The sequence below is a fragment of the Methylobacterium sp. J-067 genome (assembly GCF_022829465.1).
GTDB classification, from domain to species: domain Bacteria; phylum Pseudomonadota; class Alphaproteobacteria; order Rhizobiales; family Beijerinckiaceae; genus Methylobacterium; species Methylobacterium litchii.
This window is the reverse complement of the sequence record NZ_JAKSXZ010000081.1, coordinates 52,802-79,704: the sequence shown is the minus strand read 5'-3', so window position 1 is coordinate 79,704 and position 26,903 is coordinate 52,802. Positions and strand designations below refer to the sequence as shown.

The 26,903-nt window shown below is 70.1% G+C and carries 31 protein-coding genes; 15 read left to right on the top strand and 16 right to left on the bottom strand.

The window, feature by feature from the left end; genetic code table 11:
- Positions 1-88: 88 nt before the first annotated feature.
- Both MKK52_RS08360 and MKK52_RS08355 read right to left on the bottom strand, forming a co-directional pair.
- On the bottom strand, positions 89-559 hold the full coding sequence (locus MKK52_RS08360) for a DUF1036 domain-containing protein (protein ID WP_243953341.1): 471 nt from the start codon (positions 557-559) through the stop codon (positions 89-91).
- Entirely contained in the window at positions 525-1,832 is a 1,308-nt protein-coding gene (locus tag MKK52_RS08355) for a glycerate kinase (protein ID WP_243953340.1), read from the bottom strand. Before MKK52_RS08355 ends, MKK52_RS08360 begins: the two co-directional genes overlap by 35 nt.
- Before the next feature lie 256 nt (positions 1,833-2,088).
- Between MKK52_RS08355 and MKK52_RS08350 the strand changes: the two genes are divergently transcribed.
- The 7 genes from MKK52_RS08350 to MKK52_RS08320 all read left to right on the top strand — a co-directional run bounded on the left by MKK52_RS08350 (position 2,089) and on the right by MKK52_RS08320 (position 8,776).
- On the top strand, positions 2,089-2,844 hold the full coding sequence (locus MKK52_RS08350) for an N-formylglutamate amidohydrolase (protein WP_243953405.1): 756 nt from the start codon (positions 2,089-2,091) through the stop codon (positions 2,842-2,844).
- A 23-nt stretch (positions 2,845-2,867) separates the two neighbouring features.
- Entirely contained in the window at positions 2,868-3,173 is a 306-nt protein-coding gene (locus MKK52_RS08345) for a DUF1244 domain-containing protein (RefSeq protein WP_243953339.1), read from the top strand.
- 105 nt (positions 3,174-3,278) lie between these two features.
- Positions 3,279-3,557: a DUF2312 domain-containing protein gene (locus tag MKK52_RS08340; protein WP_243953404.1), complete on the top strand. Its 279-nt coding sequence runs from the start codon at positions 3,279-3,281 to the stop codon at positions 3,555-3,557.
- A 263-nt stretch (positions 3,558-3,820) separates the two neighbouring features.
- Positions 3,821-5,047, top strand: a complete 1,227-nt coding sequence (locus MKK52_RS08335; protein WP_243953338.1) for an ABC transporter substrate-binding protein — start codon at positions 3,821-3,823, stop codon at positions 5,045-5,047.
- 84 nt (positions 5,048-5,131) lie between these two features.
- The gene (locus MKK52_RS08330) at positions 5,132-6,004 is read left to right on the top strand and encodes a branched-chain amino acid ABC transporter permease (protein ID WP_243953337.1); all 873 of its coding nucleotides are present in this window, start codon (positions 5,132-5,134) and stop codon (positions 6,002-6,004) included.
- Between the two features lie 5 nt (positions 6,005-6,009).
- On the top strand, positions 6,010-8,064 hold the full coding sequence (locus MKK52_RS08325) for an ABC transporter permease subunit (RefSeq protein WP_243953336.1): 2,055 nt from the start codon (positions 6,010-6,012) through the stop codon (positions 8,062-8,064).
- Positions 8,057-8,776 (top strand): ABC transporter ATP-binding protein, encoded by a 720-nt coding sequence (locus MKK52_RS08320; protein WP_243953335.1) that lies wholly within the window; start codon positions 8,057-8,059, stop codon positions 8,774-8,776. The genes MKK52_RS08325 and MKK52_RS08320 overlap by 8 nt, the downstream gene beginning before the upstream one ends.
- 48 nt (positions 8,777-8,824) lie before the next feature.
- Here the strand turns inward: MKK52_RS08320 and MKK52_RS08315 are convergent, their stop codons facing one another.
- A complete protein-coding gene (locus tag MKK52_RS08315) occupies positions 8,825-9,859 on the bottom strand; it encodes an aspartate-semialdehyde dehydrogenase (RefSeq protein ID WP_243953334.1) in 1,035 nt (344 codons plus the stop codon).
- Positions 9,860-10,188: 329 nt separating this feature from the next.
- Between MKK52_RS08315 and MKK52_RS08310 the strand changes: the two genes are divergently transcribed.
- On the top strand, positions 10,189-10,974 hold the full coding sequence (locus tag MKK52_RS08310; RefSeq protein ID WP_243953333.1) for a hypothetical protein: 786 nt from the start codon (positions 10,189-10,191) through the stop codon (positions 10,972-10,974).
- A 137-nt stretch (positions 10,975-11,111) separates the two neighbouring features.
- Positions 11,112-11,534, top strand: a complete 423-nt coding sequence (locus tag MKK52_RS08305) for a hypothetical protein (RefSeq protein WP_243953332.1) — start codon at positions 11,112-11,114, stop codon at positions 11,532-11,534.
- A gap of 62 nt (positions 11,535-11,596) precedes the next feature.
- On the opposite strand, the gene MKK52_RS08300 is transcribed toward MKK52_RS08305, so the two are convergent.
- From MKK52_RS08300 to MKK52_RS08245, 12 genes are all read right to left on the bottom strand, one after another.
- On the bottom strand, positions 11,597-12,631 hold the full coding sequence (locus MKK52_RS08300) for a biotin-dependent carboxyltransferase family protein (RefSeq protein WP_243953331.1): 1,035 nt from the start codon (positions 12,629-12,631) through the stop codon (positions 11,597-11,599).
- Entirely contained in the window at positions 12,628-13,356 is a 729-nt protein-coding gene (locus MKK52_RS08295) for a 5-oxoprolinase subunit B family protein (RefSeq protein ID WP_243953330.1), read from the bottom strand. The genes MKK52_RS08300 and MKK52_RS08295 overlap by 4 nt, the downstream gene beginning before the upstream one ends.
- Positions 13,353-14,114 carry a 5-oxoprolinase subunit PxpA gene (locus tag MKK52_RS08290; protein ID WP_243953329.1) on the bottom strand — a complete coding sequence of 254 codons (762 nt, stop codon included), beginning with the start codon at positions 14,112-14,114 and terminating at the stop codon, positions 13,353-13,355. Before MKK52_RS08290 ends, MKK52_RS08295 begins: the two co-directional genes overlap by 4 nt.
- Positions 14,115-14,128: 14 nt before the next feature.
- Positions 14,129-15,400, bottom strand: a complete 1,272-nt coding sequence (locus MKK52_RS08285; RefSeq protein ID WP_243953328.1) for an MFS transporter — start codon at positions 15,398-15,400, stop codon at positions 14,129-14,131.
- A gap of 175 nt (positions 15,401-15,575) precedes the next feature.
- A complete protein-coding gene (locus MKK52_RS08280) occupies positions 15,576-16,397 on the bottom strand; it encodes a putative hydro-lyase (RefSeq protein WP_243953327.1) in 822 nt (273 codons plus the stop codon).
- Positions 16,398-16,499: 102 nt separating this feature from the next.
- Positions 16,500-17,393 carry a LysR family transcriptional regulator gene (locus MKK52_RS08275; protein ID WP_243953326.1) on the bottom strand — a complete coding sequence of 298 codons (894 nt, stop codon included), beginning with the start codon at positions 17,391-17,393 and terminating at the stop codon, positions 16,500-16,502.
- A gap of 65 nt (positions 17,394-17,458) precedes the next feature.
- Positions 17,459-18,412, bottom strand: coding sequence for a hypothetical protein (locus MKK52_RS08270; protein ID WP_243953325.1), 954 nt, complete (start codon positions 18,410-18,412; stop codon positions 17,459-17,461).
- A gap of 102 nt (positions 18,413-18,514) precedes the next feature.
- Positions 18,515-19,165 (bottom strand): alpha-ketoglutarate-dependent dioxygenase AlkB, encoded by a 651-nt coding sequence (locus tag MKK52_RS08265; RefSeq protein WP_243953324.1) that lies wholly within the window; start codon positions 19,163-19,165, stop codon positions 18,515-18,517.
- Positions 19,162-19,797 carry a 2,3-bisphosphoglycerate-dependent phosphoglycerate mutase gene (locus MKK52_RS08260; RefSeq protein ID WP_243953323.1) on the bottom strand — a complete coding sequence of 212 codons (636 nt, stop codon included), beginning with the start codon at positions 19,795-19,797 and terminating at the stop codon, positions 19,162-19,164. Before MKK52_RS08260 ends, MKK52_RS08265 begins: the two co-directional genes overlap by 4 nt.
- A gap of 123 nt (positions 19,798-19,920) precedes the next feature.
- Positions 19,921-20,718: a 4-hydroxy-tetrahydrodipicolinate reductase gene (gene dapB, locus MKK52_RS08255; RefSeq protein ID WP_243953322.1), complete on the bottom strand. Its 798-nt coding sequence runs from the start codon at positions 20,716-20,718 to the stop codon at positions 19,921-19,923.
- 80 nt (positions 20,719-20,798) lie between these two features.
- A complete protein-coding gene (gene bfr, locus MKK52_RS08250; protein ID WP_243953321.1) occupies positions 20,799-21,296 on the bottom strand; it encodes a bacterioferritin in 498 nt (165 codons plus the stop codon).
- 43 nt (positions 21,297-21,339) lie between these two features.
- On the bottom strand, positions 21,340-21,627 hold the full coding sequence (locus MKK52_RS08245) for a bacterioferritin-associated ferredoxin (protein WP_243953320.1): 288 nt from the start codon (positions 21,625-21,627) through the stop codon (positions 21,340-21,342).
- Positions 21,628-21,939: 312 nt separating this feature from the next.
- Between MKK52_RS08245 and MKK52_RS08240 the strand changes: the two genes are divergently transcribed.
- Positions 21,940-23,577: a sensor histidine kinase gene (locus MKK52_RS08240; RefSeq protein WP_243953319.1), complete on the top strand. Its 1,638-nt coding sequence runs from the start codon at positions 21,940-21,942 to the stop codon at positions 23,575-23,577.
- Here the strand turns inward: MKK52_RS08240 and ruvA are convergent.
- Positions 23,574-24,191, bottom strand: a complete 618-nt coding sequence (gene ruvA, locus MKK52_RS08235; RefSeq protein ID WP_243953318.1) for a Holliday junction branch migration protein RuvA — start codon at positions 24,189-24,191, stop codon at positions 23,574-23,576. The two genes, MKK52_RS08240 and ruvA, sit on opposite strands and share 4 nt — an antisense overlap.
- A 131-nt stretch (positions 24,192-24,322) precedes the next feature.
- Here ruvA and MKK52_RS08230 point away from each other — a divergent pair, with 131 nt between their 5' ends.
- The 5 genes from MKK52_RS08230 (at position 24,323) to MKK52_RS08210 (ending at position 26,866) form a co-directional block, all read left to right on the top strand.
- Positions 24,323-24,940 carry a YceI family protein gene (locus tag MKK52_RS08230; RefSeq protein WP_243953317.1) on the top strand — a complete coding sequence of 206 codons (618 nt, stop codon included), beginning with the start codon at positions 24,323-24,325 and terminating at the stop codon, positions 24,938-24,940.
- Entirely contained in the window at positions 24,940-25,296 is a 357-nt protein-coding gene (locus tag MKK52_RS08225; protein WP_243953316.1) for a hypothetical protein, read from the top strand. The genes MKK52_RS08230 and MKK52_RS08225 overlap by 1 nt, the downstream gene beginning before the upstream one ends.
- A 176-nt stretch (positions 25,297-25,472) precedes the next feature.
- A complete protein-coding gene (rplU, locus tag MKK52_RS08220) occupies positions 25,473-25,787 on the top strand; it encodes a 50S ribosomal protein L21 (RefSeq protein WP_243953315.1) in 315 nt (104 codons plus the stop codon).
- Positions 25,788-25,853: 66 nt separating this feature from the next.
- Positions 25,854-26,120 carry a 50S ribosomal protein L27 gene (gene rpmA, locus MKK52_RS08215; RefSeq protein WP_243953314.1) on the top strand — a complete coding sequence of 89 codons (267 nt, stop codon included), beginning with the start codon at positions 25,854-25,856 and terminating at the stop codon, positions 26,118-26,120.
- Between the two features lie 182 nt (positions 26,121-26,302).
- Positions 26,303-26,866, top strand: a complete 564-nt coding sequence (locus tag MKK52_RS08210) for a GNAT family N-acetyltransferase (RefSeq protein ID WP_243953313.1) — start codon at positions 26,303-26,305, stop codon at positions 26,864-26,866.
- Positions 26,867-26,903 lie beyond the last annotated feature (37 nt).

Genomic DNA, 26,903 nt, shown 5'->3' with positions numbered 1-26,903 from the left:
CGGTCGCGCAAGGCGCGCCCGGCGATGACGGCTCAGGCATCGCGGGATCGGCGCCGCCATATCAGGATTCGTCCCCCGGAGGCAACCCTCAAGGCTTGTCCAATGGCTTGGCTGTCGAACGATCCGGCTCGGTGAGCTGGATCGTCCAGTTCTTCTGCTCGCCGGTATCGACCTCGAAGAAGCCGTTCCGGTCGAAGCCGCGGGCGAGGCAATCCTCGATCCCCCGGATCGTGAACTCCGCGTCGCGGGTGCACATCAGCGAGCGCCCGCCCCATTCGCCGCCGCGCGTGTAGTCCACGGCGAAGACGTAATAGAACCGGGCCGCCAGGGAGCCGGAGAGCAGCGTCTCGCAGCCCTTCGGCTTCAACTCCCACCAGCCCTCCGTCACCCAGCCCTGCGTGTCGCGGTAGCCCAGGGACACCCCGACCTTGCTCTCGGTCTGGTTGCAGAGACGGAGGTCGGCCCGCGCCGGCCCCGCGCCGAGGAGCGCGAGGCCGAGGGCGAGCACGAGGGGGCGCAGGCGGTCAGCCGACGAGGATGATGCGGCAGTCGTTGACATTCGTGCAGGTGGGGCCGGGATTCACCAGATCGCCGAGGGCGGCGAAGAACGCGGTGGAGTCGTTCTGGTCGAGCATCGCGGCCGGATCGAGGCCGGCGGCGCGGGCGCGTGCCAAGGTCGTCGGATCCACGAGGCCGCCGGCCGGGTCGGTGGCGAGGCCGCGCCCGCCATCGGTGCCGTCCGTGTCGGCGCTGATCCCGCTGATGCCGGGGGTGCCGTCCAGCGCGATGGCGAGGGCCAGGGCGTATTCCTGGTTCGGGCCGCCATGGCCCTCGCCCCGGATCGTCACCGTCAATTCGCCGCCGGAAATGAGCGCCACGCGCCGGCCGGCATCCTTGTAGCGCTTGGCCTCTACCGCGTGCTCGGCGGCGACGGCGCGGGCCTCGCCTTCGAGGTCGGAGCCCAGCATGACCGGCTCGTAGCCGGCCTCCCGTGCCGCCGCCGCCGCCGCGTCGAGGGCGTCCTGCGGGCGGGCGATGATCTTGTAGGTGCTGTTGGCGAAGAGCGGGTCGCCCGGCTTCGGCGATTCATTCGCCGGATCGTTCAGCAGCCGCTTGGCCGCCTCGGGGAGCGGGATGTTCCGGCGCTCGCAGATTTCGCGGGCATCGGCCAGGGTCGAGGGGTCGGGCACGGTCGGGCCGGAGGCGATCACGGCGGGATCGTCGAAGGGCACGTCGGAGATGGCGAGCGTCAGCACCGAGCGGGCGTTGCGCGCGGCGCGGGCGAGGCGCCCGCCTTTGATCCGGGAGATGTGCTTGCGCACCGTGTTGAACTCGCCGATCGGCGCGCCGGAGCGCAGGATGGCGCGGGTGATGCCCTGCTTCTCGGTGAGGGTGAGGTCGCCCGCCGGGGCGATCCAGTTGGCCGAGCCGCCGCCGGAGAGCAGCACCAGCACCTCGTCCTCCGGCCCGGCCGCCGCCGCGAGGCGCAGCACCTCCTCCGTGGCGTCGATGCCCGCTTGGTCGGGGACCGGATGGCCCGCCTCGACCATGTGGATGCCGGGCGCCTCCTGGCCGTAGCCGTGGCGCGCCACGGCGAGGCCGACGATGCGGTCATCGCCGAGGCCGTGCTCCTGCCGGTAGAACCGGCTCGCCACGGCGCTCATGCTGCCGGCGGCCTTGCCGGCGGCGAGGATGATCAGTCGGCCGGGGCTCGGTGGCGGCAGGTGGGCCGGCAGGCAGAGATCCGGGTGGGCGGCGCGGATCGCGGCGGTGAGGAAGGCGTCCAGATGGGCGCGCTGGGTTTGGACGTCGGTGGCGGGGGTCTCGGACATGGCGTGCAACGGGCTCCCTCGGCGCCGTGGCCCGGGGGGCGGCGCGCAGTTCTTGATTGCCGGGGCCCTCCCGTCGGCGGGAGCGCCCGACCAGGCCGTGCGATCCCCGCCCCTCCCGGGGCGGCGGGCCCGTTCCTTGCCGTGAGCGCACGATCCTTGATAGGTGCTGTGCCCGAGCCGCCGCGCGACGGCAAGCGTGCCGCCCGCGCTATCCGCCGCGCTCTTCGCCCTTCCCGTCCCGGCCAGCGAGTTTTGCGTGATCCGCCCGGAGCCTGACGCGCCCTCCCACCCTTGCGAGATCATCGAGGGCGACCCCGCCTGCGGGCTGGTCCTCGCCTGCGACCACGCTTCGAACTTCGTGCCGCCCGACATCCATCTCGGCGTCGCGCCGGAGGAGTTCAGCCGGCACATCGCCTACGACATCGGCGCCGCCGGCGTGACGCGGGCGCTCGCCCGGGCGCTAAACGCGCCGGCCGTGCTCACGCACTTCTCGCGCCTGATCATCGATCCCAATCGTGGGCGCGCCGACCCAACCCTCGTGATGCGCCTCTCGGACGGCGCCGTGGTGCCGGGCAACGCCCGGATCGACGAGGCCGGCAAGGCGGCGCGCATCGCCCGCTTCTACGATCCGTTCGATGCCGGCATCGCTGGCGCGCTGGCAGGGGCCGAGGCCGCGGGGCGGGTGCCGTCGCTCGTGACGATCCACAGCTTCACGCCCTATTGGCGGGGCGTCCCCCGGCCCTGGCATGTCGGCATCCTCTACGACCGCGACGACCGCCTCGCCCGGCCGCTCATCGACGCCCTGAAGGCCGACCCGGCGGGGCTCATCGTGGGCGACAACGATCCCTATGGCGGCGGCCTGCCCGGCGACACGATCGACCGCCACGCTACGGTGCGCGGCCTGCCCAACGCCCTGGTGGAGATCCGCCAGGACCTCATCGCGGGCGAGGACGGGCAGCGCGAATGGGCGGACAGGTTCGCCCGCATCCTCGCGCCGCTCATCGCCGCCTGACCCGTCACGGAAGGACCCATCCCATGGCCGAGATCGACCAAGCGACCCAGACCGAGCTCGAGGCGGCGGTGTTCCGGCGGCTCGTCTCGCACCTGCGCAACCGCACGGATGTGCAGAACATCGACCTGATGAACCTCGCCGGCTTCTGCCGGAACTGCCTGTCGAACTGGCTCAAGGACGCCGCCGACGAGAAGGGCATCGCCCTCACCAAGGACGAGAGCCGCGAGGCGGTCTACGGCATGCCCTACGAGACGTGGAAGGCGCAGCACCAGACGGAGGCGAGCCCGGCGCAGCAGGCGGCCTTCTCCACCCGCGAGGGCGGCCACTGAGTGGGGACTCCCGCAATAAGAATCGGGTAAGCTTGACCGCTTAACCAGCGGGTCCGAGGCGCCCGATCTGGCGCAACAGCGGAGATCTCCATGAACGCGCATTCGATGCCCCGAGCGGGCACGCCGGCCTCCGGCGACGTCTCCTCCGCCGAGGGCGTGGCCGCCGACGAACTCAAGCAGTTCATCGAGCGGCTTGAGCGCCTGGAGGAGGAGAAGGCCGGCATCATGGGCGACATCAAGGAGGTGTTCGCCGAACTGAAGGGCCGCGGCTTCGACTCGAAGGCCGTCCGCACCATCCTGCGCATCCGCAAACAGGACCACAGCGAGCGCCAGGAGCAGGAAGCCATCCTGGAGCTGTACCTGCAGGCCCTGGGTATGGCGTAGCCAATATACCAGGAACCCCGGGAGATGGGACGTCTCCCGGGATCTTTCCTGTATCCATTACGCAGAAACCTCTTCCAGACCTTGACGTTACGGTGACGTTGCCTTCAAAGGTGCGTTACCGCACGAAAGTTGCCACGCTGAAGGGCAGACCGCGCGGGCACCGAACCGCGACGACGTAGCCCTCGACGGCACACGGCGCGGCCGGTCGTACGACTCAAAGACCGTCAGAGCCGTAACGCCGTCCCGGCATGGGAGAGGAAACGATGATCGTGACCAAACGCGCCTTGGTGGGTGCGCTGCTTTGCGCGACCGCGCTCGGCGTCGCCCCCTTCCACGCCGCCTTCGCCGCCGACGCGATCAAGATCGGCCTGACCGGACCCTATACCGGCGGCTCGTCCTCCATGGGCGTCTCGATGCGCGACGGCGCCAAGCTCGCCGCCGCCGAGATCAACAAGAACGGCGGCGTCCTGGGCAGGCAGATCCAGCTCGTCGAGCGTGACGACGAGGCCAAGAACGAGGTCGGCGCACAGGTCGCGCAGGAGCTCATCAACAAGGAAAAGGTCGTCGCGACCGTCGGCTTCATCAACACCGGCGTGGCGCTCGCCGCCCAGCGCTTCTACCAGGAAGCCGAGATCCCGGTGTTCAACAACGTCGCCACCGGGACGGTCATCACCGAGCAGTTCAAGGCGCCGGATTACGACAACAACTACGTCTTCCGGAACTCCGCCTACGACGTGCTGCAGGCCGGCATGATGGTGGACGAGGCCCTGCGCCAGGGCTTCAAGAAGATCGCGGTGCTCGCGGATTCGACCAATTACGGCCAACTCGGCCGCGAGGACATCGAAAAGCAGCTCGCCGCCAAGAAGATGAAGGCGGTCGCCGTCGAGAAGTTCAACATCAAGGACGTCGACATGACGGCCCAGCTCCTCAAGTCGAAGGAAGCCGGCGCCGACGTGATCCTCGCCTACGGCATCGGCCCGGAACTGGCGCAGATCACCAACGGCATGGCCAAGCTCGGCTGGAAGGTGCCGATGATCGCCTCATGGCCGGCGTCGATGCAGAGCTTCATCGACATCGCCGGCACGAACGGCAACGGCGTGGTGATGCCGCAGACCTTCATCGAGGATAAGTCCGTTCCGAAGCGCGCCGCCTTCCTCGACGATTACTACAAGGCCTACGGCGTTTCGAAGATTCCGACCCCGGTGGCCGGCGCACAGGGCTACGATTCGATCTACCTGATCGCCGCCGCAATCAAGCAGGCCGGCTCGACCGACGGGCCGAAGATCCGCGCGGCCCTCGAGAACCTGAACACCAAGGTCGAGGGCGTGGTGACGACCTACGATCACCCGTTCACCGACAAGGACCACAACGCGATCTCGCGGAACATGGTCGTGTTCGGCAAGGTGCAGGACGGCAAGATCGTCTACGCGAACCCGGACGACGCGAAGAACGCGAGCACCGTCCGCGTGAAGGAAAAGTCCTCGAACTGATCGTTCGGGGTTGGGCGCCCCGGGTGAGAGCCCGGGGCGTCGTTCGCGACTATTCCCGCTGCCCGTTCATCAAGACGGCCGTCCATGACCATCTTCCTGCAACTCGTGGCCTCGGGCGTCGCGGTCGGCATGATCTATGCCGCCATCGCCTTCGGCTATCAGCTCACCTTCGCCACGTCGAAGACCCTGAACTTCGGCCAGGGTGAGGCGCTGGCCGTCGGCGCCCTGTTCGGTCTCACGCTGGTGCCCTTCACCGGCTACTGGCTGATGATCCCCCTCGTCCTCGTCTTCGGCTTCGGCCTCGGCGCCGTGGTCGAGCGGCTGGCGGTGCGGCCGGCCATCGCGATCAAGTCCGAGTACGGGTGGATCATGGCCACCATCGCGCTCGGCATCATCTTCAAGAACGTCGCCGAGAACATCTGGGGCCGGGACGACCTGCCCTTCCCCTCCCCGCTCCCCGACGCGCCGATCGAGATCGGCGGCGTGCGCATCCTCCCCATGGAGATGCTGATCGTCGGCGGCGCGCTGCTGATGATGCTCGCGGTCGAAATCTTCAACCGCAAGTCGATCTGGGGGAAGGCGGTCGTCGCCACCTCGAACGACATCGACGCGGCCGGGCTGATGGGTATCAACACCAAGCGCGTCATCACCCTCTCCTACTCGATCAGCGCCATGACCGCCGCCTTCGCGGGCGTGCTGGTGGCCCCCGTCACCCTGACGGGCGCGACGATGGGCTCGGTGCTGGCGCTGAAGGCCTTCGCCGTCGCGATCATCGGCGGCCTCGAATCCGGCCTCGGCGTCATCGTCGGCGGCCTCATCCTCGGCGTCGCGGAGACGCTGACCGGCTTCTACATCTCGACCGGCTACAAGGACGTGCCGGGCCTGATCCTCCTCCTCGTCGTGCTCTCGATTCGCCCGGTCGGCCTGTTCGGCAAGGCCGTGATCAAGAAGGTCTGACCGCCATGGCGAACACCGCCCTCGCGCCGGCGGCCGAGCCCGCCGCCACCCCAACCGTCAGCCGTGGCATCGGCTGGGTCGGGGGTTTGCTGCTCGTCGCCTTCCTCGCCGGCTTCCCGCACGTCATCACGAGCACCTATTACGTGCACCTGATGATCTTGATTGCGATCTACGCCATCCTGATCCTCGGCCTCGACATCGTCGTCGGCTACACGGGCCAGGTCTCGCTGGGCCATGCCGGCCTGTTCGGCATCGGCGCCTACGCGGCGGCGGCCCTGTTCTTCCACTTCAAGATCGGCATCTGGCTCGGCCTCGTGGCCGGGATCGGGCTCACCGCCGCCTTCGGCGCGATCCTGGCGGTGCCGGCGCTCCGGGTGAGCGGGCCCTACCTCGCCATGGTGACGCTGGCCTTCGGTACGATCATTCAGATCTTCATCAACGAACTGACGCCGATCACCAACGGCCCGCTGGGCATCACCTTGCCCCCGGTGCGCGTCCTAGACTTTTCGCTGATCGGGATGCAGGCCCCCTGGGGCTCCGCCGGCCGCAAGCTCGAATTCTACTACCTCGTCTGCGCCTGCCTGCTCGCCACCATCGTTCTGGTGAACCGGGTGGTGCGCTCGCCCTTCGGCCGCGCCTTCGAGGCCCTGCGCGACTCCCCCATCGCCTGCGATTGCATGGGCGTCTCGGTCTACCGCTACAAGGTCTATGCCTTCGTGGTCTCGGCGGGCCTCGCTGGCCTCGCGGGGGCGCTGTTCGCGTGGTCCGAGCGCTACGTCTCGCCGAACACCTACAGCTTCGAATTGACGGTGCTGTTCCTGCTCGCCGTCACCATGGGCGGACGCAAGTCGCGCTCCGGGCCGCTCATCGGCTCAGTGATCATCGTGATGATGCCGAATATCCTGGCGGATATCGGCCTCGTGCGGATCATGGCCGGCATCATCGCGGCCGCCGCCGTGGTCGTCGGGGCGCAGGCCTTCCTGCGCAAGCGTGAGAACCGCTACGCGATCCTCATCCCCGTCGCCCTCTGCATCCTGTTCTTCCCGGCCACGATGGCGATGGAATCCGTGACCGACTACCGCCTGACGGTGTTCGGCCTGCTGATCCTGTTCGTCGTCTATTACCTGCCGGACGGGATCGTGGGCTTCCTGCGCCAGATGATCCCGGCGCTGCGCCCGTCGCACACCGCCGAGGGCCGCAGCGTGTCGGCCGAGGGGTCGGCGCTCATCGCCCAGCGCGGCGATGCCGGGGCCGAGGCGCTCCTCAAGGTCGATCAGGCGCTGATGCAGTTCGGCGGCCTGAAGGCGCTGGCTGGCGTCGACCTGACGGTGAAGCCCGGCACGATCCACGGGCTCATCGGCCCGAACGGCTCGGGCAAGAGCACGATGATGAACGTGCTCACCGGCATCTACAAACCCACCGCCGGCTCGGTGACGCTCGCCGTGGCGGGCGGCCAGCGCCTCGACGGGCGCACGCCCTCCGAGATCGCCCTCGCGGGCGTGGCGCGGACCTTCCAGAACGTGCAGCTCTTCCGCGAGATGACCGCGCTGGAGAACGTGCTGGTCGGCCTGCACCATACCTTCAAGGGCACGCTGTTCGACGCGATCCTCGGCACGCCCCGGCGCCGCCGGGAGGAGCGGGAGGCCCGCGCCCGCGCCATGGCGATCCTCGACTTCATGGGGCTGCACGCCCTGGCGCAGACGGAGGCGCGCAACCTCCCCTACGGCAAGCAACGCCTCTTGGAGATCGGCCGCGCCCTGGCGCTCGATCCGGTGCTGCTGCTCCTCGACGAGCCGGCGGCGGGCCTCACGGCGCCGGACATCGCCGACCTCGTGGCGATCATCCGCAAGATCCGGGATGCGGGCATCACCGTCATCCTGATCGAGCACCACATGGACGTGGTCATGGGTCTCTGCGACCGGGTGAGCGTCCTCGATTTCGGCCACAAGATCGCCGAGGGCGGCGCCCGCGAGGTGCAGGCCGACCCGAAGGTGATCGAAGCCTATCTCGGTGCCCCCGGCGAAATGGGCGGCACCACCACGGAGGCCGCCCATGCTTGAGGTCCAGGGTCTCCACGCCGGCTACGGCCTGGTCGAGGTGCTGCACGGCCTGACCTTCCAGGTGCCGAAGGGTCAGGTGGTCACACTGATCGGCTCCAACGGCGCCGGCAAGACGACGACCATGCGGGCTCTGTCGGGCATGATCCGCCCGCGCTCGGGCACGATCCGCCTGAACGGCAAGGACATCGCCGGGCTCGAAAGCCACGATGTCGCCCGCGAGGGGCTGGCCCATTCGCCGGAGGGGCGCCGGGTGTTCCCGACGCTGTCGGTGGAGGACAACCTGACGCTCGGCGCCTTCCCGCGCCTGACGGGCTCCCGGCCGAAGGGCGACATCGCCGCCGACCGGGACCGGGCCTTCGCCCTGTTCCCGCGCCTGAAGGAGCGCCGCAACCAGTTGGCCGGCACCCTCTCGGGCGGCGAGCAGCAGATGCTGGCCATGGGCCGGGCGCTGATGCTGAAGCCGGAGATCCTCCTCCTCGACGAGCCCTCGATGGGCCTCGCGCCGAAGCTGGTGGAGGAGGTTTTCCGTATCATCCGCCAGCTGAAGGACGAGAAGGTGACGATGCTCCTCGTGGAGCAGTTCGCCATGGCGGCGCTGGGCGTGGCGGACCACGCCTACGTGCTGGAGAACGGCCGCATCCGTTTCCAGGGCCCGGCGGCGCAACTGAAGAACGATCCGGCGGTGCGCGCCGCCTATCTCGGTGGGCATTGACGCGATGTGATGTCCTCCCCCCGTCGCAGGGGGAGGACGGAGGGGGGCCTACGCCGCCGACTTCGGCTTGATGAGCTTGCGGTTCACGAGCACTTCGGCGATCTGCACCGCGTTCAGGGCGGCGCCCTTGCGCAGGTTGTCCGAGACGCACCAGAAGTTCAGGCCGTTCTCGATCGTCGCGTCCTCGCGGATGCGGGAGATGTAGGTGGCATCCTCGCCCGCCGCCTCGTGGGGGGTGATGTAGCCGCCGTTCTCGCGCTTATCGATCACCAGGATGCCCGGCGCCGCGCGCAGGATCTCGGTCGCCCGCTCGGCCGATAGAGGCCGCTCAAACTCGACGTTCACCGCCTCGGCATGGCCGATGAAGACCGGCACGCGCACGGCGGTGGCCGTGAGCTTGATCTTCGGGTCGAGCATCTTCTTGGTCTCGGCGACCATCTTCCACTCTTCCTTCGTGTACCCGTCCTCCATGAAGACATCGATGTGCGGGATCACGTTGAAGGCGATGCGCTTGGTGAACTTGCCACCCTGCTTGATCTCGCCGGCGGTGAAGACGGCGCGGGTCTGCTGGAACAGCTCGTCCATCGCCTCCTTGCCGGCGCCGGAGACCGACTGATAGGTCGAGACCACGACGCGCTTGATCGTGGCCGCGTCGTGTAGCGGCTTCAGGGCGACGACGAGCTGGGCGGTCGAGCAGTTCGGGTTTGCGATGATGTGGCGCTTGGTGAAGCCGGCGACAGCGTCGGCATTCACCTCGGGCACGATCAGCGGCACGTCGGCGTCGTAGCGGAAGGCCGACGAGTTATCGATCACGACGCAGCCCTGCTGGCCGATGCGGGGCGACCACTCCTTGGAGGCCTCGCCGCCGGCCGACATCAGGCAGATGTCCGTGTCGGAGAAATCGTAGGTGTCGAGGGTTTTGACCTTCAGGGTCCTGTCGCCGAAGGAGACCTCCTGACCCTGGCTGCGGCGCGAGGCCAGCGCCACGACCTCGTCGGCGGGGAAAGCCCGCTCGGCCAGGATATCGAGCATCTCGCGGCCCACGTTGCCCGTGGCGCCGACGATGGCGACCTTGTAACCCATCTCTCGTCTCCGCGCGACCTGAACCCCGAACGATCCGGGGGTTGCGCCTCTCCTCGGGGTTGTGCCGGCGGCGGGATCGTTCGCGCCGGTCCGTCTCGCCCGCAAACGGGCGCGGCCGCAGACCCGGTCCCCAGCGGGGCCGGCATCGACGGCCAGGGCATCAGCAAGGCACAGGAAGGCAGGAGCCTGTCAAGGCCACAGGGCCGCGCCGCCGCGACGGCAAGCAACGATTCACCCTGTCCCGCGAAAGCCCTGCCCCGGAAACCCTTCGGTCGTTGCGCCCCGTGCAGGGTGGCGCCGGCCGGGGCGCCGAGGGACACGGGATACACATGCGGATCGGAGCCATCGACGACGCGGACGAGGGGCCTTCCGGGCGCGGGTTCTCCGCGATCGGTTTGCCCGTCCGCATCGCGGTGGGGTCCCTGGTCGTCGCCCTCATCGCCATCGCGGCGCGGATGCCCTCCGCCCCCGCGCCGGTTCCGATGCTCAACCGGACGGGCGAGGTGCCCGCCATCGTCGGCACCGCACCCTTGCGCCTCACCGAGCCCGGCATCGACCCCGTCCGCGTCGAGCCCGGCCGCATCGACCCGAAGACCGGCCTGCGCGAGGACGTGCTCGGGCGCGGCAGCTTCTCCGCCCTCGAGGCGCCCGTGCTGCGGCTCGCCGTGACGCGGGGCATCGGCGCCGAACGGGCGCCGGGCCTCTACGTCCTCGTCGCCCGCCGGGCGGCGATGGCGGCGCGGGGCGAACTGCCTCTCTCCCTGTCGCGGATGGTCCCGCGCGGCGTCGTCGCGACCCGCTTCGGGCCCGCGGAGATTGCGGAGGTGACCCTCTCCGGCCCCCTCACCCGCACCTGCACCGGCTTCGTGCTCGCCCAGGCGGGCCTGCGCATCGACGGGTTCCTCTGCGCTCCGCTCGGGAGCGCGGCCGAGCCGAAGGCGCTCGCCTGCACCCTCGACGCCCTCGACTTCGACGATCAGTCGGACCCCACCGCCAGCGCCCTGTTCCGGCAGGCCAAGGGCCGCAGCGCCTGCGAGGCCGCCGGCACAGCGGCTGCCGACCCGACCGGGCGAACCGGTTCCATCGAGCGGCGCCGGCCATCCACGAAAAATTGAGGCGCCAATGTGGCAAAGCGCACAAGCGCAGCCATTCAAGCGGAACTATGACCGGTCTCGAACGTCTTCTCCACAAGGGCGGCGAACTGTTAAGCTTCGGCCGCCACAATGATGGCACTCTCATCCGAAGGACGGCCATGCGCTCCCTTAAGATCGCCCTCCTGGGCGCCCTCACCGCTGCCGGCCTCTCCGCCGTGACCGCTGCGCCGGCCCAGGCGCAGGACGGCATCGCCCCCGGCCCGTTCTACCGCGTCAGCCGCCCGCTCCCGATCCGCGTCCGTCCGCGCTCGTGGCTCGATGCCGGCAATGTCCCGCTGTCCTCCGGTGTTCCCGGCGCCGGCGGCTCGCGCAACCCGGCCCTGAACCCCTACCTGATCGCGGCTTCGAACGCCCTGACCCCGCCCTACGGCCCGAGCGACCGTTACGGCGCCGGCATCCTGCCCGATCCGATCACCAACGGCCCGTTCATCGGCGCCCGGTCGAGCGCGGTGCGCAACGTCGACCTGTCCTTCGTGGACCGGCTCGACCCGACCTCGCCGCTCTACGGCCGCCCGTACTAAGGTTCGGCGGTTTCCCAACACAGGGCGCGGATCCGAAAGGGTTCGCGCCCTTTTTCGTGCGCTCAAGCAACCTTCGCGATGCCGTCCCGCCCGTCGGTGACGCCGCCGACGAGGTTCAGCCCCAGCAGGAATTCCGCCGGGAAGTCGGTGCGCAGCATCGGCTCGCGCGGGACCTCGCCGCGCAAGGCCTCCGCCTCGGCCCGGCGGGCCGCGACGGCCTCCGCGACGGAGACATTAGCGAACGCGATGCGGGTGCCGCCTTGGGCCTGCGCCAGCCGCCCGAGATCCGGCCCGATCACCGTGGCGATCTTCGGATAGCCACCGGTCGATTGCCGGTCCGCCATGAGGATGATCGGCAGGCCGTTGCCCGGCACCTGGATCGCCCCCATCGCCACCCCGTCCGAGACGATGTCGTGACCCTTCGCATGGGTGAGCGGCGTACCCTCGAGGAAGCAGGCCATCCGGTCGCCGCGCGGCGAGACCGTCCACGGCCCGGCGAGGAAGGCGGCGACCTGATCGCCCGAAAAGTAATCGTCCTGGGGGCCAAGCACGACGCGGATGCGCGATGGGTCGCGGTCGAGCCAGGGCGCGAGCAGCCGCTGCGGCGCCCCGTCGCCCACGCGGGCCTCCGAAACGCCGAGGCGATCCCCGGCCCGCAGCCCGCGCCCGTCCAGGCCGCCGAGGCCGGAGCGGGTGTGGGTGGCGGTCGCGCCGAGGACCGGCGCCACGTCGAGCCGGCCCGCCACGGCGAGGTAGCCCCAGGCGCCGGTGGGCCCCGCCCGCACGGTGAGGGTCTGGCCGGGTTCCAGGGTGAGCGCGCAGGCCGGCGGCAGCGCCTCGCCGTCGAGGGTCGCGCGGAAGCCGCCCGAGACCAGGGCGAGGCCGAGCGGCCCCTCCGGCGCGGTGACGGTGAGGCCCCCCGTCGAGACCTCGATCGCCGTGGCATCGAGGGGGTTGCCCACCGCCCGGTTGGCGGTGGCGAACATCAGCGGGTCCATCGGCCCGGCGGCGGTGATGCCGAAGCGGAGGTAGCCCTTCCGGCCGCCGTCCTGAAGGGTCACGCCGGGCCCGGCGGCCTCGATCGCCAGCACGCTCACGAAACTCCCTCCTCCCGCCGGGCGACCCGCTCGCCCGCCGCCTCGCGCTCCGCGAGCCGGGCGAAGGTCGCCGCGTCGATGGGTTCGAACCGGATGGAATCGCCGGGGCTCACGAAGAAGCTCTCCTCCCGCTCCGGCGCGTAGAGACGCGAGGGCGTCGCGCCGAGCACATACCAGCCGGTCGGCATCGGCACGGTGGCGACCGCCGCGAGGCCGCCGCCGATCATCACCGCATTGGTTGGATGCGGCGGGCGCGGGCTCGGGCGACGCGGCACCGCCAGGGCCTCCGGCAGGCCGCCGCAATAGGCGAAGCCCGGCGCGAAACCGTACATGTAGACGCGGAACGTCGCCCCCGCATGGAGCGCGGCGACCTGCTCCGGCGTCCGGCCGATCTGCGTGGCCACGGCCGCGAGGTCTTCCCCGTGAGGCGCCTCGTAGCAGCAGGGCAGGATCCACCGGGTCGGGGCCGTGTCCCGTTGAGATGCGCCGCCCGCCAGTGCCAGGACGCGGCCCGCCAGGGTGTCCCGGTCGAGGATGAGCGGGTCGTAATGGATCATCAGCGAGCGGTAGGTGGGCACGGTCTCGGCGATGCCCTCCGGCCTTTCGGCCAGGAGCGCGTCGTCGAGGGCGAGCACGCGGTCGCTGATCGCGGGATCGACGCGCGTGCCGAACTCGACCACCAGGGCCGCCTCGCCCGCGTCGAGGATGCGGGGCGCCGCGCTCACGGCTTGAACGGCGCGAGGGTGACGCCCGCGCCTTCCAGCGTCGCCCGCACCGCGCGGGCGGTGCCGACCGCGTGGGCCGAATCGCCGTGGACGCAGATCGAGCGGATCGGCGTCGGCAGGTGCTTCCCAGACGCGGTGAGGATCGCGCCTTCCTGGACCATGGTGAGAACCCGGCTCGCCGCCTCCTCTTGGTCGGTGATGAGGGCGCCGGGGAGGCTGCGCGAGATGAGCTGCCCGTCCTCGGTGTAGCCGCGATCCGCGAAGATCTCCTGGTGGACCTCAAGGCCTGCCGCCTCGCCGGCCGGGACCTGGGCGGTCAGCGCGATGGCCAGCAGCGCGAGGTTGCGGTCCACCGCCCGTACCGCCCCCGCGATGGCATCGGCCACGGCGCGGTCCTCGGCGGCGAGGTTGGCGAGCGCCCCGTGAGCCTTCACGTAGGTGATGCGGTGGCCGGCATAGGCGGCGAGCGCGGCGGCCGCGCCGACCTGATACGCGACCAGCCGCTCGATCTCGGCCGGGGTGAAGGGCATCCGCCGCCGGCCGAAGCCCCACAGGTCGGGGAAGCCCGGATGGGCGCCCACCGCCACGCCTTTCTCCTTCGCGAGGCGGAAGGTGCTCGCCATGATCTCGGGATCGCCGGCGTGGAGGCCGCAGGCGACGTTGGCCGAGGTGACGACGGCGAGCATCGCCGCGTCGTCGCCGCAGGCATAGGCCCCGAAGCCCTCGCCGAGATCCGCGTTGAGATCGACGCTCGCCATTGTCGTCACTCCACTCAGGCTATCGCCGCCGGGGCGGGCTCAGTGGGCGACTCGACCTGTGTGTCGAGTTCGCGCCCGGCCGTCTCAGGCAAGAGAAGCGCCGCCACGATCACGAGGCAATAGGCGCAGGCCGCCACGACGCCGATGGCGACGCCCAGCGTCAGCGATGCGCTGAGAGAACCGACGAGGGCGGGGCAGACGGCGCCGGTCGCCCGGCCGAAATTGTAGCAGAACCCCTGCGCCGAGCCGCGCACCCGGCTCGGGAACAACTCGCTGAGGAAGGCGCCCATGCCGGAAAACACGCCGGAGAGGAAGAAGCCCAGCGGGAAGCCGAGGAACAGCATCGCCGTGTCGGTGATCGGGATCAGCGTATAGGCGAGCACGAGGAGGCCGGCGCAGAAGCCGAATAGGATGAAGCCCCTGCGGCGGCCGATCCGGTCGGAGAGGTAGGCGCTCGTTAGATAGCCGAGGAACGAGCCGAAGATCAGCATCAGCAGGTAGCCGCTGGTGTTGAGCACCGAGAGGTTGCGCTCGGTCTTCAGGTAGGTCGGCAGCCACGTCGTCACGGCGTAGTAGCCGCCCTGCATCCCCGTCGCGAGGAGGCTCGCCAGGGCTGTGCGGCCGATGAGGTCACGGGAAAATATGTCGAGGAAGTTGCCGCCATCGCCGACGATGCGCATCTCCGCGCGGGTCTGCCGGTAGACCTCCGGGTCCTCGATGTTGCGGCGGATCCAGAAGATCAGGATCGAGGGCGCGGCTCCCAGCCAGAACAGGATGCGCCATGCCTGGGCCGGCTCGGCCAGGGCGAAGACCGCCCAGAAGGCGATGGCCGCGCAGGCCCAGCCGACCGCCCAGCTCGATTGCACCAGCCCGACCGCCTTGCCCCGGTAGCGGGCCTGGATCGTCTCGGCGATCAGCACTGAGCCGACCGACCATTCCCCGCCGAAGCCGAAGCCCTGGAGGGCGCGGGTGACGAGCAACTGTTCGTAGGAGTGGGCGAAGCCGGAGAGCACCGTGAAGACGGTGAACCACGCCACGGTGACCTGGAGGATCACCACCCGGCCGTAGCGATCCGCGAGGATGCCGGCGGCCCATCCGCCGATGGCCGAGGTGACGAGGGCGGCGGTGGCGATGTTGCCCGCCTCGACCTTGGTGAGCCCCCACACCACAACGAGCGTCGGGATGAGGAAGGTATAGACCATGTAATCGAAGGCATCGACGCCGTATCCGGCGAAGGCCGCACCCAACACCCGGCGCTCCGGCGGGCTCGTGTCTTTCAACCACATGGTCTGGCTCCCTCAGGATGGATCGGTGGTCAGGTCATTCTTCGAATGGGGCGTTTGTCGCCGCCGTCTTTGCGAGCGAAGCGAAGCAATCCAGGGCAGCGGGACGCTTCAGGACGTGGCGGAACCCTGGATTGCTTCGTTCCTCGCAATGACGGTGGGGGGCAGCGATGGCGCCCTAGCGGTACGGCAGGTCCCGGTTCAGCAGGTCGGTGATCAGCATGAAGCCGGGGGAATGGGTGATGCAGAGGGGCAGGCGCGCGGCCATCGCCACCGCCTGGGGCGTCACCCCGCAGGCCCAGAAGACCGGGATCTCGTCGGGCGCGATGGCGACCGGGTCGCCGAAATCGGGCTTGCCGATGTCGCGGATGCCGATCAGGCTCGGGTCGCCGAGATGGACCGGAGCGCCGTGGACGGCCGGCACCCGGGCCGTCACCTGCACCGCCTTGATCGCGTCGGCGGCCTTCATCGGCCGCATCGAGACCACCAGGGGACCGTGGAACGGCCCGGCGGGCATGGTCGAGATCGTGGTCCGGTACATGGCGACGTTGCGGCCTTCCGCGACGTGGCGGAGCGGGATACCCGCCTCGATCAGCGCCGCCTCGAAGGAGAAGGAGCAGCCGAGCACGAAGGTCACGAGGTCGTCGCGCCAGTGCCGCGTCAGGTCCGGGACCTCCGCGACCAGCGCGCCGTGCTCGTAGACCCGGTAGCCCGGCACATCGGTGGCGATGTCGAGGTCGGCGCCGAGGGCGGGCAGGTCGCGGGCGCCGGGCTGCGAGACGCCGATCACCGGGCAGGGCTTCGGGTTCTGCTGGCAGAAGCGCTGGAAATCCGGGGCGAGCGCCGCCGGCAGGATCATGAGGTTGCCCTGGACGTGGGCCGGGGCGAGGCCGGAGGTGTGGCCGCGCCATTCACCGTGGCGGATCGCCCGCCGGGCGGCGCGGGCGTCGTCGAAGGCGAGGGCCGCACGGGGGGCGTCGGGTTGCGCGAGCACGCTCATGTCTCCCAGTCGGGCGGTCGATTTGCCGCTTTATGAGACACGATCCCACCCTGCCGCTTTGCGCGCCAATCGTCATTGCGAATGGCGGGCGATAACTCGGCCTTATCGGGCGGCGGTCCAGTCCCGCGCGACCTCCTCCGCGATGCGGGCGGCGTCGGCCACGAAATGCCCCTCGGGGCGCTTGGCGTGGGTGGCGGTGAAGGTGAGGTCCGAGAGCGCCTGCTCGGTCGGCAGGATGCGCAGGGCGCCGGAGGCCAGCTCGTTCCGGACGATGGCCGGCGGGATCACGCAGATGCCGAGCCGCTCGACGCCCATCTTCACGATGGTGGCCAGCGACGCGCTGGTGTGAATCTGACTCGGCAGGAGGTTCGCCTTCAGCACGAGGTCGCGCAATTCCACATAGGGGCTGGTGTTGCGGGGATAGGTGACGAGGGGGTGACGCATCAGCGCCCCGAGGCTCAGGGGCTCCGCGTCCGGTACGAGGCCGGGGGCCGCGATCCAGGCGACCGGCACGGCGAAGAGCAGGCGGTTCACGAGGCTTGGGCCGGTGATCGGGCCGACGAGGAAGGCGAGGTCGAGCTCGTTGGCGACCAGGGCCGCCTGCATGTTCGGCGAGATGTCGACGGTGATGTCGACACTGATCCCCGGATGCACCGCCCGCATCCGCTCGATGAAGCGCGACAGCCAGAGATGGACGATGGTCTCGGAGACGCCGAGGCGCAGCGTACCCGTGGTCCGGCCGGTCTCGTCGAGGGCCGAGGCCATCTCGGCCTGCAGGGCGAGGAAGCGTTCCGCGAAGCCCAGCAGCACGCGGCCCCGCTCGGTCAGCGCCACGTCGCGGCTGCGGCGCTCGAACAGGGTGCCGAATTCGTGCTCCAGGGCGGCGATGCGCTGCGAGACGGCGGGCTGGGTCGTGTTCACCTGCTCGCTCGCCCGGCGGAAGCTGGAGAGCGTGGCGACCCAGTAAAACACTTCCAAGCTGCGGAAATCCGCCATCGCGCGACCGTCCGGCACCGTCACCGGGGCCTATGCAGGTCTCAGGCCCCGGTCACGGATGGGTCTCACTTGATCTGGATGCTGTCCACCACCTGCCGGAAGGCGGCGAGCACGCCCTCGCGCTGGTCCTCGCGCACCACGCCTACGGCGCGGAGATAGCCGTCCGGGTTGAAGCGGATCGTCTGGGCGACCACCACCTGCTTGTTGGTGGGCATGTCGGTCGCCCGCGCCACGATCTCGTGCCAATCGACGCCGTTCGAGCGGTAGCTTTGGGCGCGCTCGATCACGAAGTCCTTCATGGTCTGGTTGGCGTAGAGGGCCGTGCGGGCGAAGGCGTCGCGATGCTCGGCCGTGGGCGGGGGCTGTACCGCCTGAGCGATCACGAGGATCGGCTGCTCCAGATTCTGCATCTGGTCCTTGGGGCCCTTGGTCAGCAGGACCGAATTGCCGGCCAGCACGCGCACCGGCCGGAACCCCGCCGGGTCGGTGATGCGGAAGGGCAGCGCATCGACCTGCTGCGTCAGCGACAGGGGTGCGCGGACGGCGATGTCGGTGACGAGCTTGCGCATCGTCTCCTCGGTCTCGGCGTCGGGCGTCGCCTGGGCGATGATGAGGCCGGTGACGGTCGGGGTGCCGACGACGGTGATCCATTTGCGGATCGTCTGGCCGGGATTGGCCGGGTCGCTCGGCTGCTCGCCCGTGTAGAGCATCGCCTCGTTGTCGCCGACCTTGATCGGCTCCTTCTTGGAGACGGCGAAGCCCTGGTTGCGCAGGTTGGCGTCGGTGAAGCCGCTCACGAGTTCCGGGAAGGCGTTCGGCGGCAGTTCCACCACCGAGAGGGTGGCGCCCCCACCCTCCCGCTCGAAGCCCGAGAACCGCTTCGACAGCACCATGTCCGACGGCGGCTCAAAGCCGAAGCGGGAGCCCGGCGGGAACACCCTGTCCGCCGCCGACGCGGACATGAGCCCGGCGGTGAGGATCAACGCCGCGAGAGGCCACCTGAGATCGCGCAACGGCATGAAACTCAACGCTCTCCACCTGCCGTCCACGGGGGACGGACGGGAACGATGGGTCCGACGCCGCGTGCCCGGAGTCAAGCGACCCGCGCCGGTTCCGGCGGTTCACGTTACCGCATGGCGCGGCCTCACCCGCCGGAGGGTAAGGTTGCAGCGTCCACCTTCGGGCAGCAAACCGGGGAGGAGATCCTGCGCCAGCAGGCCGGGCTCGGGGTAGAGGCGGTCGATTCCGTGGAAAACCAGCCGCGAGGCCCCGCCGATCACCACCGCGTCGCCGGGCTGAAGCCGCACGGAGCGGGTCGGATCGGTGCGGGCGAGCCCGCCATAGCGGAACAGGGCCGGCGCCCCGAGGGACAGGGAGAGGACGGGGGCGGAGAAATCCTCCTCGTCCCGGTCCTGATGCAAGCCCATCCGCGCCTGCGGCCCATAGAGGTTGATGAGGCAGGCCTCCGGCGGGGGCGCGTCGGCCGCCAAACGGTCCCACGCCGCGAGCGCCGTCGGCGGGATCGCCGGCCAGGGTTCGCCCGTCTCTGGGTGGGTGGGCTGATAGCGGTAGCCATCCACGTCCGAGACCCAGCCGAGCGGCCCGGCATTGCCCATGCGCACGGAGAACGGCTTGCCCGTGCGCGGCATCCGGGGGGTGAAGGGCGGCGACGCCCCCAGGACGGCCGCCACCTCCCCCGCCAGCCGCATCCGGGCCGCCTCGTCGAGGAAGCCCGGATGATGGATCAGGCCGGGGCGGAGTTCGACGCTCACGCGTCGTCGATGTCGCGTTCCAGAACGGACTTCGAGGCCACCGTCGTGTCGCCCTTGAGGCGGTAGACCAGCGGCACGCCGGTGGCGATCTCCAGGCCGGCGATGGTCGCCGGGCCGAGATGGTCGAGCACCATCACCAGGGCGCGCAGGGAGTTGCCATGGGCGGCCACGAGCACCCGCTGCCCGTCCATGACGCGCGGCAGGATGGCCTCGATGTAGTAGGGCAGCACCCGGGCGGCGGTGTCCTTCAGGCTCTCGCCGCCGGGGGGCGCCACATCGTAGGAGCGGCGCCACGTGTGGACCTGCTCCGCGCCCCACTTGGCGCGGGCGTCGTCCTTGTTCAGGCCGGAGAGGTCGCCGTAATCGCGCTCGTTGAGGGCCTGCGAGCGCAGCACCTCGATGTTCGACAGGCCCATCTCTTCCAGCATCAGGGCGCAGGTGCGCTGGGCGCGGCCGAGATTCGAGGTGAAGGCGACGTCGAAGCCGTAGCCCTCGCCCTTCAGCCAGCGCCCGGCCTTCACCGCCTCCTCGACGCCGCGGTCGGTGAGACCGGGGTCGCGCCAGCCCGTGAACAGGTTCTTGAGGTTCCACTCGCTCTGGCCGTGGCGAGCGAGGACGAGCAGGCGCTCCATAATCGGGTCTCTTCGGTCTCTGGTCGGCGGCGGATATGCCGCTGTTGCGAGGGGCTCGTAACAGCCCCAGGCCGGAGCCCAAAGGGTGGTGATCCGCTTACGGTTATAAAAGAGCGTGGCCGTTCACAGGTCGAGCACGTCCGCCATCGAATACAGGCCCGGCGGCTTCGGCTGCGCCCAGAGCGCCGCCTTCACCGCGCCGTTCGCGAACAGGCCCCGGTCGGTGGCGTGGTGGGTGATGGTCAGCGTCTCGCCGGCGCCCGCGAAGAAAACGCTGTGGTCGCCCACCACCGAACCGCCGCGCAGGGTCGCGAAGCCGATGTCGCCGGACTTGCGCGCGCCGGTATGGCCGTCGCGGGTGGAGACGCGCACGGCGGGCAGGTCGACGCCCCGCCCCTCGGCGGCGGCCTCGCCCAGCAGGAGCGCCGTGCCGGAGGGGGCATCCACCTTCATCCGGTGGTGCATCTCCAGGATCTCGATGTCGAAGTCCGCACCGAGGGTCGCCGCGACCTTGCGGACCAGGGCCGCCATCAGGTTCACGCCGAGCGACATGTTGCCGGAGCGCACGATGCGGGCGTGGTAGGACGCGGCCTTCAGCTTGGCGAGGTCGTCGTCAGACAGGCCGGTCGTGCCCACGACGTGCACGATGCGCGCCTGCGCCGCGAGTTCGGCGAAATGCACCGTCGCGGCCGGCGCGGTGAAGTCGAGCACGCCGTCGGCGGCGGCGAAGGCCCGCAGCGGATCGTCCGTCACCGGGACGCCCAACGCCGGCAGGCCCGCCAGGGTGCCGGCATCCTGCCCGATTGTGGGCGAGCCCTCCCGCTCGATGGCAGCCGCGAGGCTGCATCCCTCGGCCTGCGCCACCGCGCGGATCAGCATCCGCCCCATGCGCCCATCGGCGCCGACCACGACGAGCCGCATCGTGAACCTGTCCGTCTAAGAATGTGCCATGGGCTCCGCCCGGAGGCGGAACCCATTCGCGTGAAGGAAGCCCCTGAGACTCACTCCTTCTCGGGCGCGATCTGCTCCAGGCCGCCGATGTGCTTCTGCGCGTAGAGCGGCAGGCCGACCTGCTTGATCAGCTCCAGTTGGGTCTCGAGGAAGTCGATGTGGCCTTCCTCGTCCTCGGCCAGATCCTCGAACAGGCGCTTCGACACGCGGTCGTTGATCGAGTCGCAGTATTTGGCGGCTTCGAGGTAGAGCGAGCGGGCCTCGTTCTCGGCGGCGAGGTCGCTGTGCAGGATCTCCTCGACGTTCTGGCCGATGCGCAGCGGGTCCAGTTCCTGCAGGTTCGGGAAACCGTCCAGGAACAGGATCCGGTCGATGAACCGATCGGCGTGGTTCATCTCCTCGATGGATTCCTTGCGCCAGAACTTCGCGAGTTCGACGTAGCCCCAGTCGTTGAGCATGCGGAAATGCAGCCAATACTGGCTCACCGCGGTCAATTCGCTGCGCAGGCCGCGATTGAGATACTCGATGACCTTGGTGTCGCCCTTCATCCCCATACTCCCCGAGATTGTCCTCGGAGGACGACCCGCCCCATCAGGCGCCGACCCGCTCCTCCGCTTTTTGGACCTTCACCAGAGTACAAGCGCTAGCGCAAGCGGTCGTACAGGCATGGGCGGGTTCTGCGGAGGGGATGTCTTCGCCCACGACGGCGCCGAGGGCGCTGCGCATGATCTCGCGGATCGTGCGGGCGCAGCGGCCGCATTTCGGGCTGCAACCCAGGCAGGCATAGACCTGCGCGGGAGTGCGCGGACAGCCGGGTCCGGGGCCGAGGCAATCGCGGACGGCGCCGTCCGACAGGACGTTGCAGGAGCAGACGATCATGCGATCGTTATATCCATGTTCCGGTCGTGCGCAGTTTGGAATTCTTAAAAACTACAGGAGTTTCAATCCCTTAGCGCGAGGGGGAGATGACAGCGCCGAGCCGTTTGGTCAAGCGCGACCTCTTCACGCCCCCGCGATGGAAGGCCTGTCCGGCCCCTCCGCAGGAGGGATCGCACGGCCACATGACGCCCCGGTGTCACAGGTTGTCGATCCGTCACCAATACATGTTCTAGCTTCATCGGCGGCGGTTGTGCCGCATCGGTTTCTCAAGCAGCGTGTGAGAACTTCAACCGGAAGTTGTGGCGACACGTCGTGACCCGGAACGACCACAGATCGCGGCTGTTCGCCGAACTGAAAGCCGAGAACGCGCGGCTTCGCGCGGTGCTGCTCGCGATCAATCCGGGTGGGGATTCGGCCGAGCCGGGTCTCACCGTCCCACACAACGGCCGGCAAGAGCCGCGCGTCGAGCGGGCGCTCACGGCGGCCCTGTGGGAGAGTCAGGCGGCGCTGGCCCGCAGCGAGGAGCGGCTGAACCTCGCCTCGGCAGCCTCGGGCTTCCTGGCATGGTGGGATTGGGACATCCCCGGCGACCGCTTCTACACGAGCGAGTCCTTCGCCCGGCTCTCCGGCGCGGAGCCCGGCGCGGCGCCCGCCACCGCCTTTCTCGACGGCATCCATCCCGAGGATCGCGGCTGGGTCCGGGCCAGGATCGCCCGGGGCATGGCCGAGGGCGGGGATTTCGCCGAGGATTACCGCCTGTGCCTGCCGGACGGCACCGTGCGCTGGGTCCATGCGCGCGGGCGCTTCTCCCGCGACGCGGTGGGGCGGCCGGAGCGGTTCGCGGGCGTCGCCCTCGACATCACGGAGCGCAAGGCCACCGATCTGCGCAAGGACGCGCTCCTCGCCCTCGGCGAGGCCCTGCGCGATAGCGACGACGTCGAGGCCATGGCCCGCGCCGCGGCGCGGATCATGGCGGGGGCGCTGGGGGCCGTGCGGGCGGGCTACGGCACGGTCGATCCCGACCGCGAGACGGTGCACATGATGCCCGGCTGGCACGCCCCCGGCGCCATCGAGATCGCCGGCCTCTATGCCTTCCGCGACTACGGCAGCTTCATCGAGGATCTGAAGCGCGGCGAGGTCGTGACCATCGCCGACAGCCTCACCGACGAGCGGGCCCTGGCGGGGGCGCTCCTGGACCTCGGCATCCGGGTGCTCATCAACGTGCCGATCCTGGTGCGGGGCCGGCTGACCGCCCTCGTCTTCGCCCATTTTGATCGTCCGCATGCGATCACCGACAAGGAGATCCTGTTCATGCGCACGGTCGCCGACCGCACCCAGGCGGCGGTCGCCCGCGTCGAGGCCGAGGACGAACGCCGGATCCTCACCCACGAGCTGTCGCACCGGCTGAAGAACACCCTGACGCTGGTGCAATCCATCGCCAGCCAGACCCTGCGCAACGCCCCGGACGTCGAGACCGCACGGGACGCCCTGTCGCTCCGGCTGATCGCGCTGGGCCAAGCGCACGACATCCTCCTCGCCGGCCGGCGGGATGCCGCCGACCTCGGCGACGTGGTGCGCGGCTCCCTGGGCCTGCATGCGGACGGGCCGGAGCGGTTCCGCCTCGACGGGCCCTCGCTGCCGATCGGGCCGGGGGCGGCCCTGTCCCTGGCGCTGATCCTCCATGAGCTGGCGACCAACGCCGTCAAGTACGGTGCCCTCCGCGCCGAGAACGGCCGGGTCGCGGTGGACTGGACGGTGGAGGGGACGGTGCTGCGCCTGTCCTGGCGGGAATCCGGCGGGCCGGCGGTGGTGCCGCCCACGCGCAAGGGGTTCGGCACGCGGCTGATCGAGCGCGGGCTGGCGGGAGGCGAGGTCCGCACCACCTTCGACGCGGGCGGCCTGAGCTGCGTGCTGACGACCGCGCTGAGCGAGATCGGCGCGAGCGCCTAGCGGGCGAGTTCCCGCAGGGCGAGGCGGATCAGCACCTTGGCCTCCGCCCCCTCCCCCGCGCCCTTCATCACGGTGGCGATGGCGGCCGAGGCCTGAGCTGGCTGGTAGCCGAGGTTGACGAGGGCCGAGATCGCGTCGGCCACCGGCTGAGGCGCGCGGTTCTCCTCCACCGCGCCGGAGAGCGCGACGAGGGCCGGGTCGATGGGCGCGAAGGCCGGTGTCTTGTCCTTCAATTCCGCGACGAGGCGCGCGGCGAGGCGCGGCCCGACGCCCGGTGCGCGGGCGACGGCCCCCTTGTCCCCCGTGGCGATGGCGCTGGCGAGCGCCGGCGGCTCCAGCACCGACAGCAGCGCGAGGGCGACCTTGGCGCCGACGCCCTGCACCGTCTGGAGCAGCCGGAACCATTCCCGCTCCGCATCCGAGCGGAAGCCGTAGAGGCGGATCATGTCCTCGCGGACGAAGGTCTCGATCGACAGGGCGGTCGCCTCCCCCGCCGTCGGCAGGCGCTGGAGCGTGCGCGCCGAGCAATGCACCACGTAGCCCACCCCCTGCACGTCGAGGATCACGAAATCCTCGCCGTAGGAATCGACCACGCCCTTCAGCTTGCCGATCATGCCCTGCCCATCCGTCCGATCCCGGGGGGATAGAGCACGGCGGCCGAAAGGGGAACGGACGCACCGAACCTTGAGTGGCGCGCGGCTTCGTGGAAAGAGGCCGTCCAGGCCAGACCGACCGACGAGCCCAGATGCGCGCCACCGCCCTCGCCCTCGCGGCTCTCCTCCTCCACGCGACCGGAGCCCTCGCGCAGGAGCAGGCCGCCGACCCGACCCAGGATCCGAATCAGGTCCGGGCGGGCGCCTACGTGCTCGATCCAGACCACGGGAAGATCACGTGGTCGGTGAACCACCTCGGCTATTCGACCTATTACGGCCAGTTCACCGGGGTGAGCGCCCGGCTCGACCTCGATCCGAAGGCGCCGGCCAAGAGTCGCCTGACCGCCACGGTGCCCCTGAGCGGCGTGCTGACCGGCAGCCAGCACCTCGACCAGCACCTCGCCGGGCCGGACTTCTTCGACGCGGCGAAATTCCCCGAGGCGACCTTCGTGGGCACGGGCGTCGAGCCGACGAGCCCCACCACGGCCCGCATCACCGGCAACCTCTCCCTCCGGGGCGTGACGAAGCCCGTTTCGGTGGACGCCACCTTCACCCAGGCCGGGACCAACCCGATCGACCGCCGCTACACGGTCGGCTTCGAGGGGCGCACGATCATCAAGCGCTCCGATTTCGGGGTGAGCGCGTTCCTGCCCATGGTCGGCGACGAGGTGACCCTGCGCATCGCGGGCGAGTTCAAGGCGGCGCCGTGATGTGGCGGGGCGTCCTCCTCGCGCTGCTCTCGTCCCTCGGCGCGGCGGGCGCCTCCGCCGCCGAGCAGCCGGTGGCGCTGAGCCCCCTCGACGCCTATGCCGAGGCGGCGGCGACTACGATCCTTGCCGAGCAGAATTGCCCGCGCACGCATCTCAAGGCGGGCCGGCTCACCACCCTGCGCCTCGCCGCCAAGGTCGTGCCGGCGCAGGAAGCCGCCCTCGAAGCCAAGCTCCGCAGCCGGGCCACCGAATTGCGGCAGCGCCTCGCGGCGGACGGGCAGGCGACGTGGTGCGACGCCGCCTACGACGCGTTCGGGCCGGCGGGGACCGTGGCCCGGGACGTGCTCACCCGCTGAGCCCGGATTGACAGCCGCCCGCTCCGCGCACTAGAGAGCCCGCAGCACGCGCGGCCTCCCGTAGGTTTTCGCGCGTCTTCGCGTTGTCCGGCTTGGCCCGGCCAATGACTCAAACAAGAAGCCGGTCCAGGGCCGCCGCAAGGCTCCCGGAGGCCGTTCGAGAGCACGAGAGAACGATGTTCGCAGTCATCAAGACGGGCGGTAAGCAGTACCGCGTCGCCGCTAACGACACCATCACCATCGCCACCCTTCCGGGCGAGGCCGGCGAGGCCGTGACCTTCGGTGAGGTCCTCCTGTTCGCCGACGGCGCCGGCGCCACCCAGGTCGGCGCGCCGACCCTGTCGGGCATCAACGTCACGGGCGAGATCGTCCGTCACGGCCGGGACAAGAAGGTCATCGCCTTCAAGAAGCGCCGCCGCCAGAACTCGCGCCGCAAGCGCGGCCACCGCCAGGACCACACCGTGGTCCGCATCACCGGCATTTCCGCGTGATCGAGCGCGGGCTTCGCTGAAGCCTGCGATCCGCGCGACCCCTAGAGACAATTCGGAGTTCGAGAGATGGCACACAAGAAGGCAGGCGGTTCCTCCCGCAACGGCCGCGATTCGGAAGGCCGGCGCCTCGGCGTCAAGAAGTTCGGTTCGGAATCCGTGATTCCGGGCAACATCATCGTGCGTCAGCGCGGCACCAAGTGGCACCCCGGCGCCAATGTCGGCATGGGCAAGGATCACACCCTGTTCGCGCTGAAACCCGGCACCGTCGAGTTCCAGACGCGACGTGGGCGTGCCTTCGTAGCGGTTGTGCCGCTGGCCGAGGCCGCGGAGTAACAGGCGGGCGCCCGAAAGGCGAAGCGAGCGTCCCGCGACGGTGTCCCACACCGGACCGGAGACGTGAGCCGCCCTTCACCGGGATGGGTCTGACGGAACGCCGGGGAGGATGGGACACCATCCTCCCCTTCGTCGTCTCTGGGCGCCGCCATCCCGAGGGAAGCGGCGCCGGTGAGGGCGCCATGTTCCCAGATCTGTTCCGCGACGACGTCTTCCGGATCGAGACGCGCCGCCTGTGGCTGCGCTGGCCGACCGCCCGCGACGCCGAGACCCTCCTGCGCTTCGCCGCCGACCCGGAGGTGGGCGCGACGATGGCGGGCACCCCCGGCTTGCCGGATGGGGCGGACGAGGATGCGTTCATCGTGGCGCTCCGCGCCGCCAACGCCGCCGGCACCGGCCTCACCCTCGCCCTTTGCGAGCGGGCACGGCCGGGGCGCACCCTCGGGCTCGTCGGCATCGGCCCCTCCCCCGGCGACGAGGCCGGTCGGTTCTTCGGCTGGCTCGGCCGTCCCTTCTGGGGCGACGGGCTGATGAGCGAGGCGGTGGGCGCCGTCGTCCAGGCGTGGTTCGCCTGGGCCGGCGGGACGCGGCTCGACGCGCAGGTGCGGGGCGACGCTCCCGCCGCCCGGCGCGTTCTGGAGAAGGCCGGTTTCGTGCCCGCCGAGGCCGGCCGGCTTCGCCTGGACCGGGGCCGCTGGCTGTCCGGGGCGGCGGACGAACGCCCTGCCCTGGCGGCGGCGGAATGAGGTAAAGAGGCAGGGCCGCCGCGGGCGGCCCGCCCGC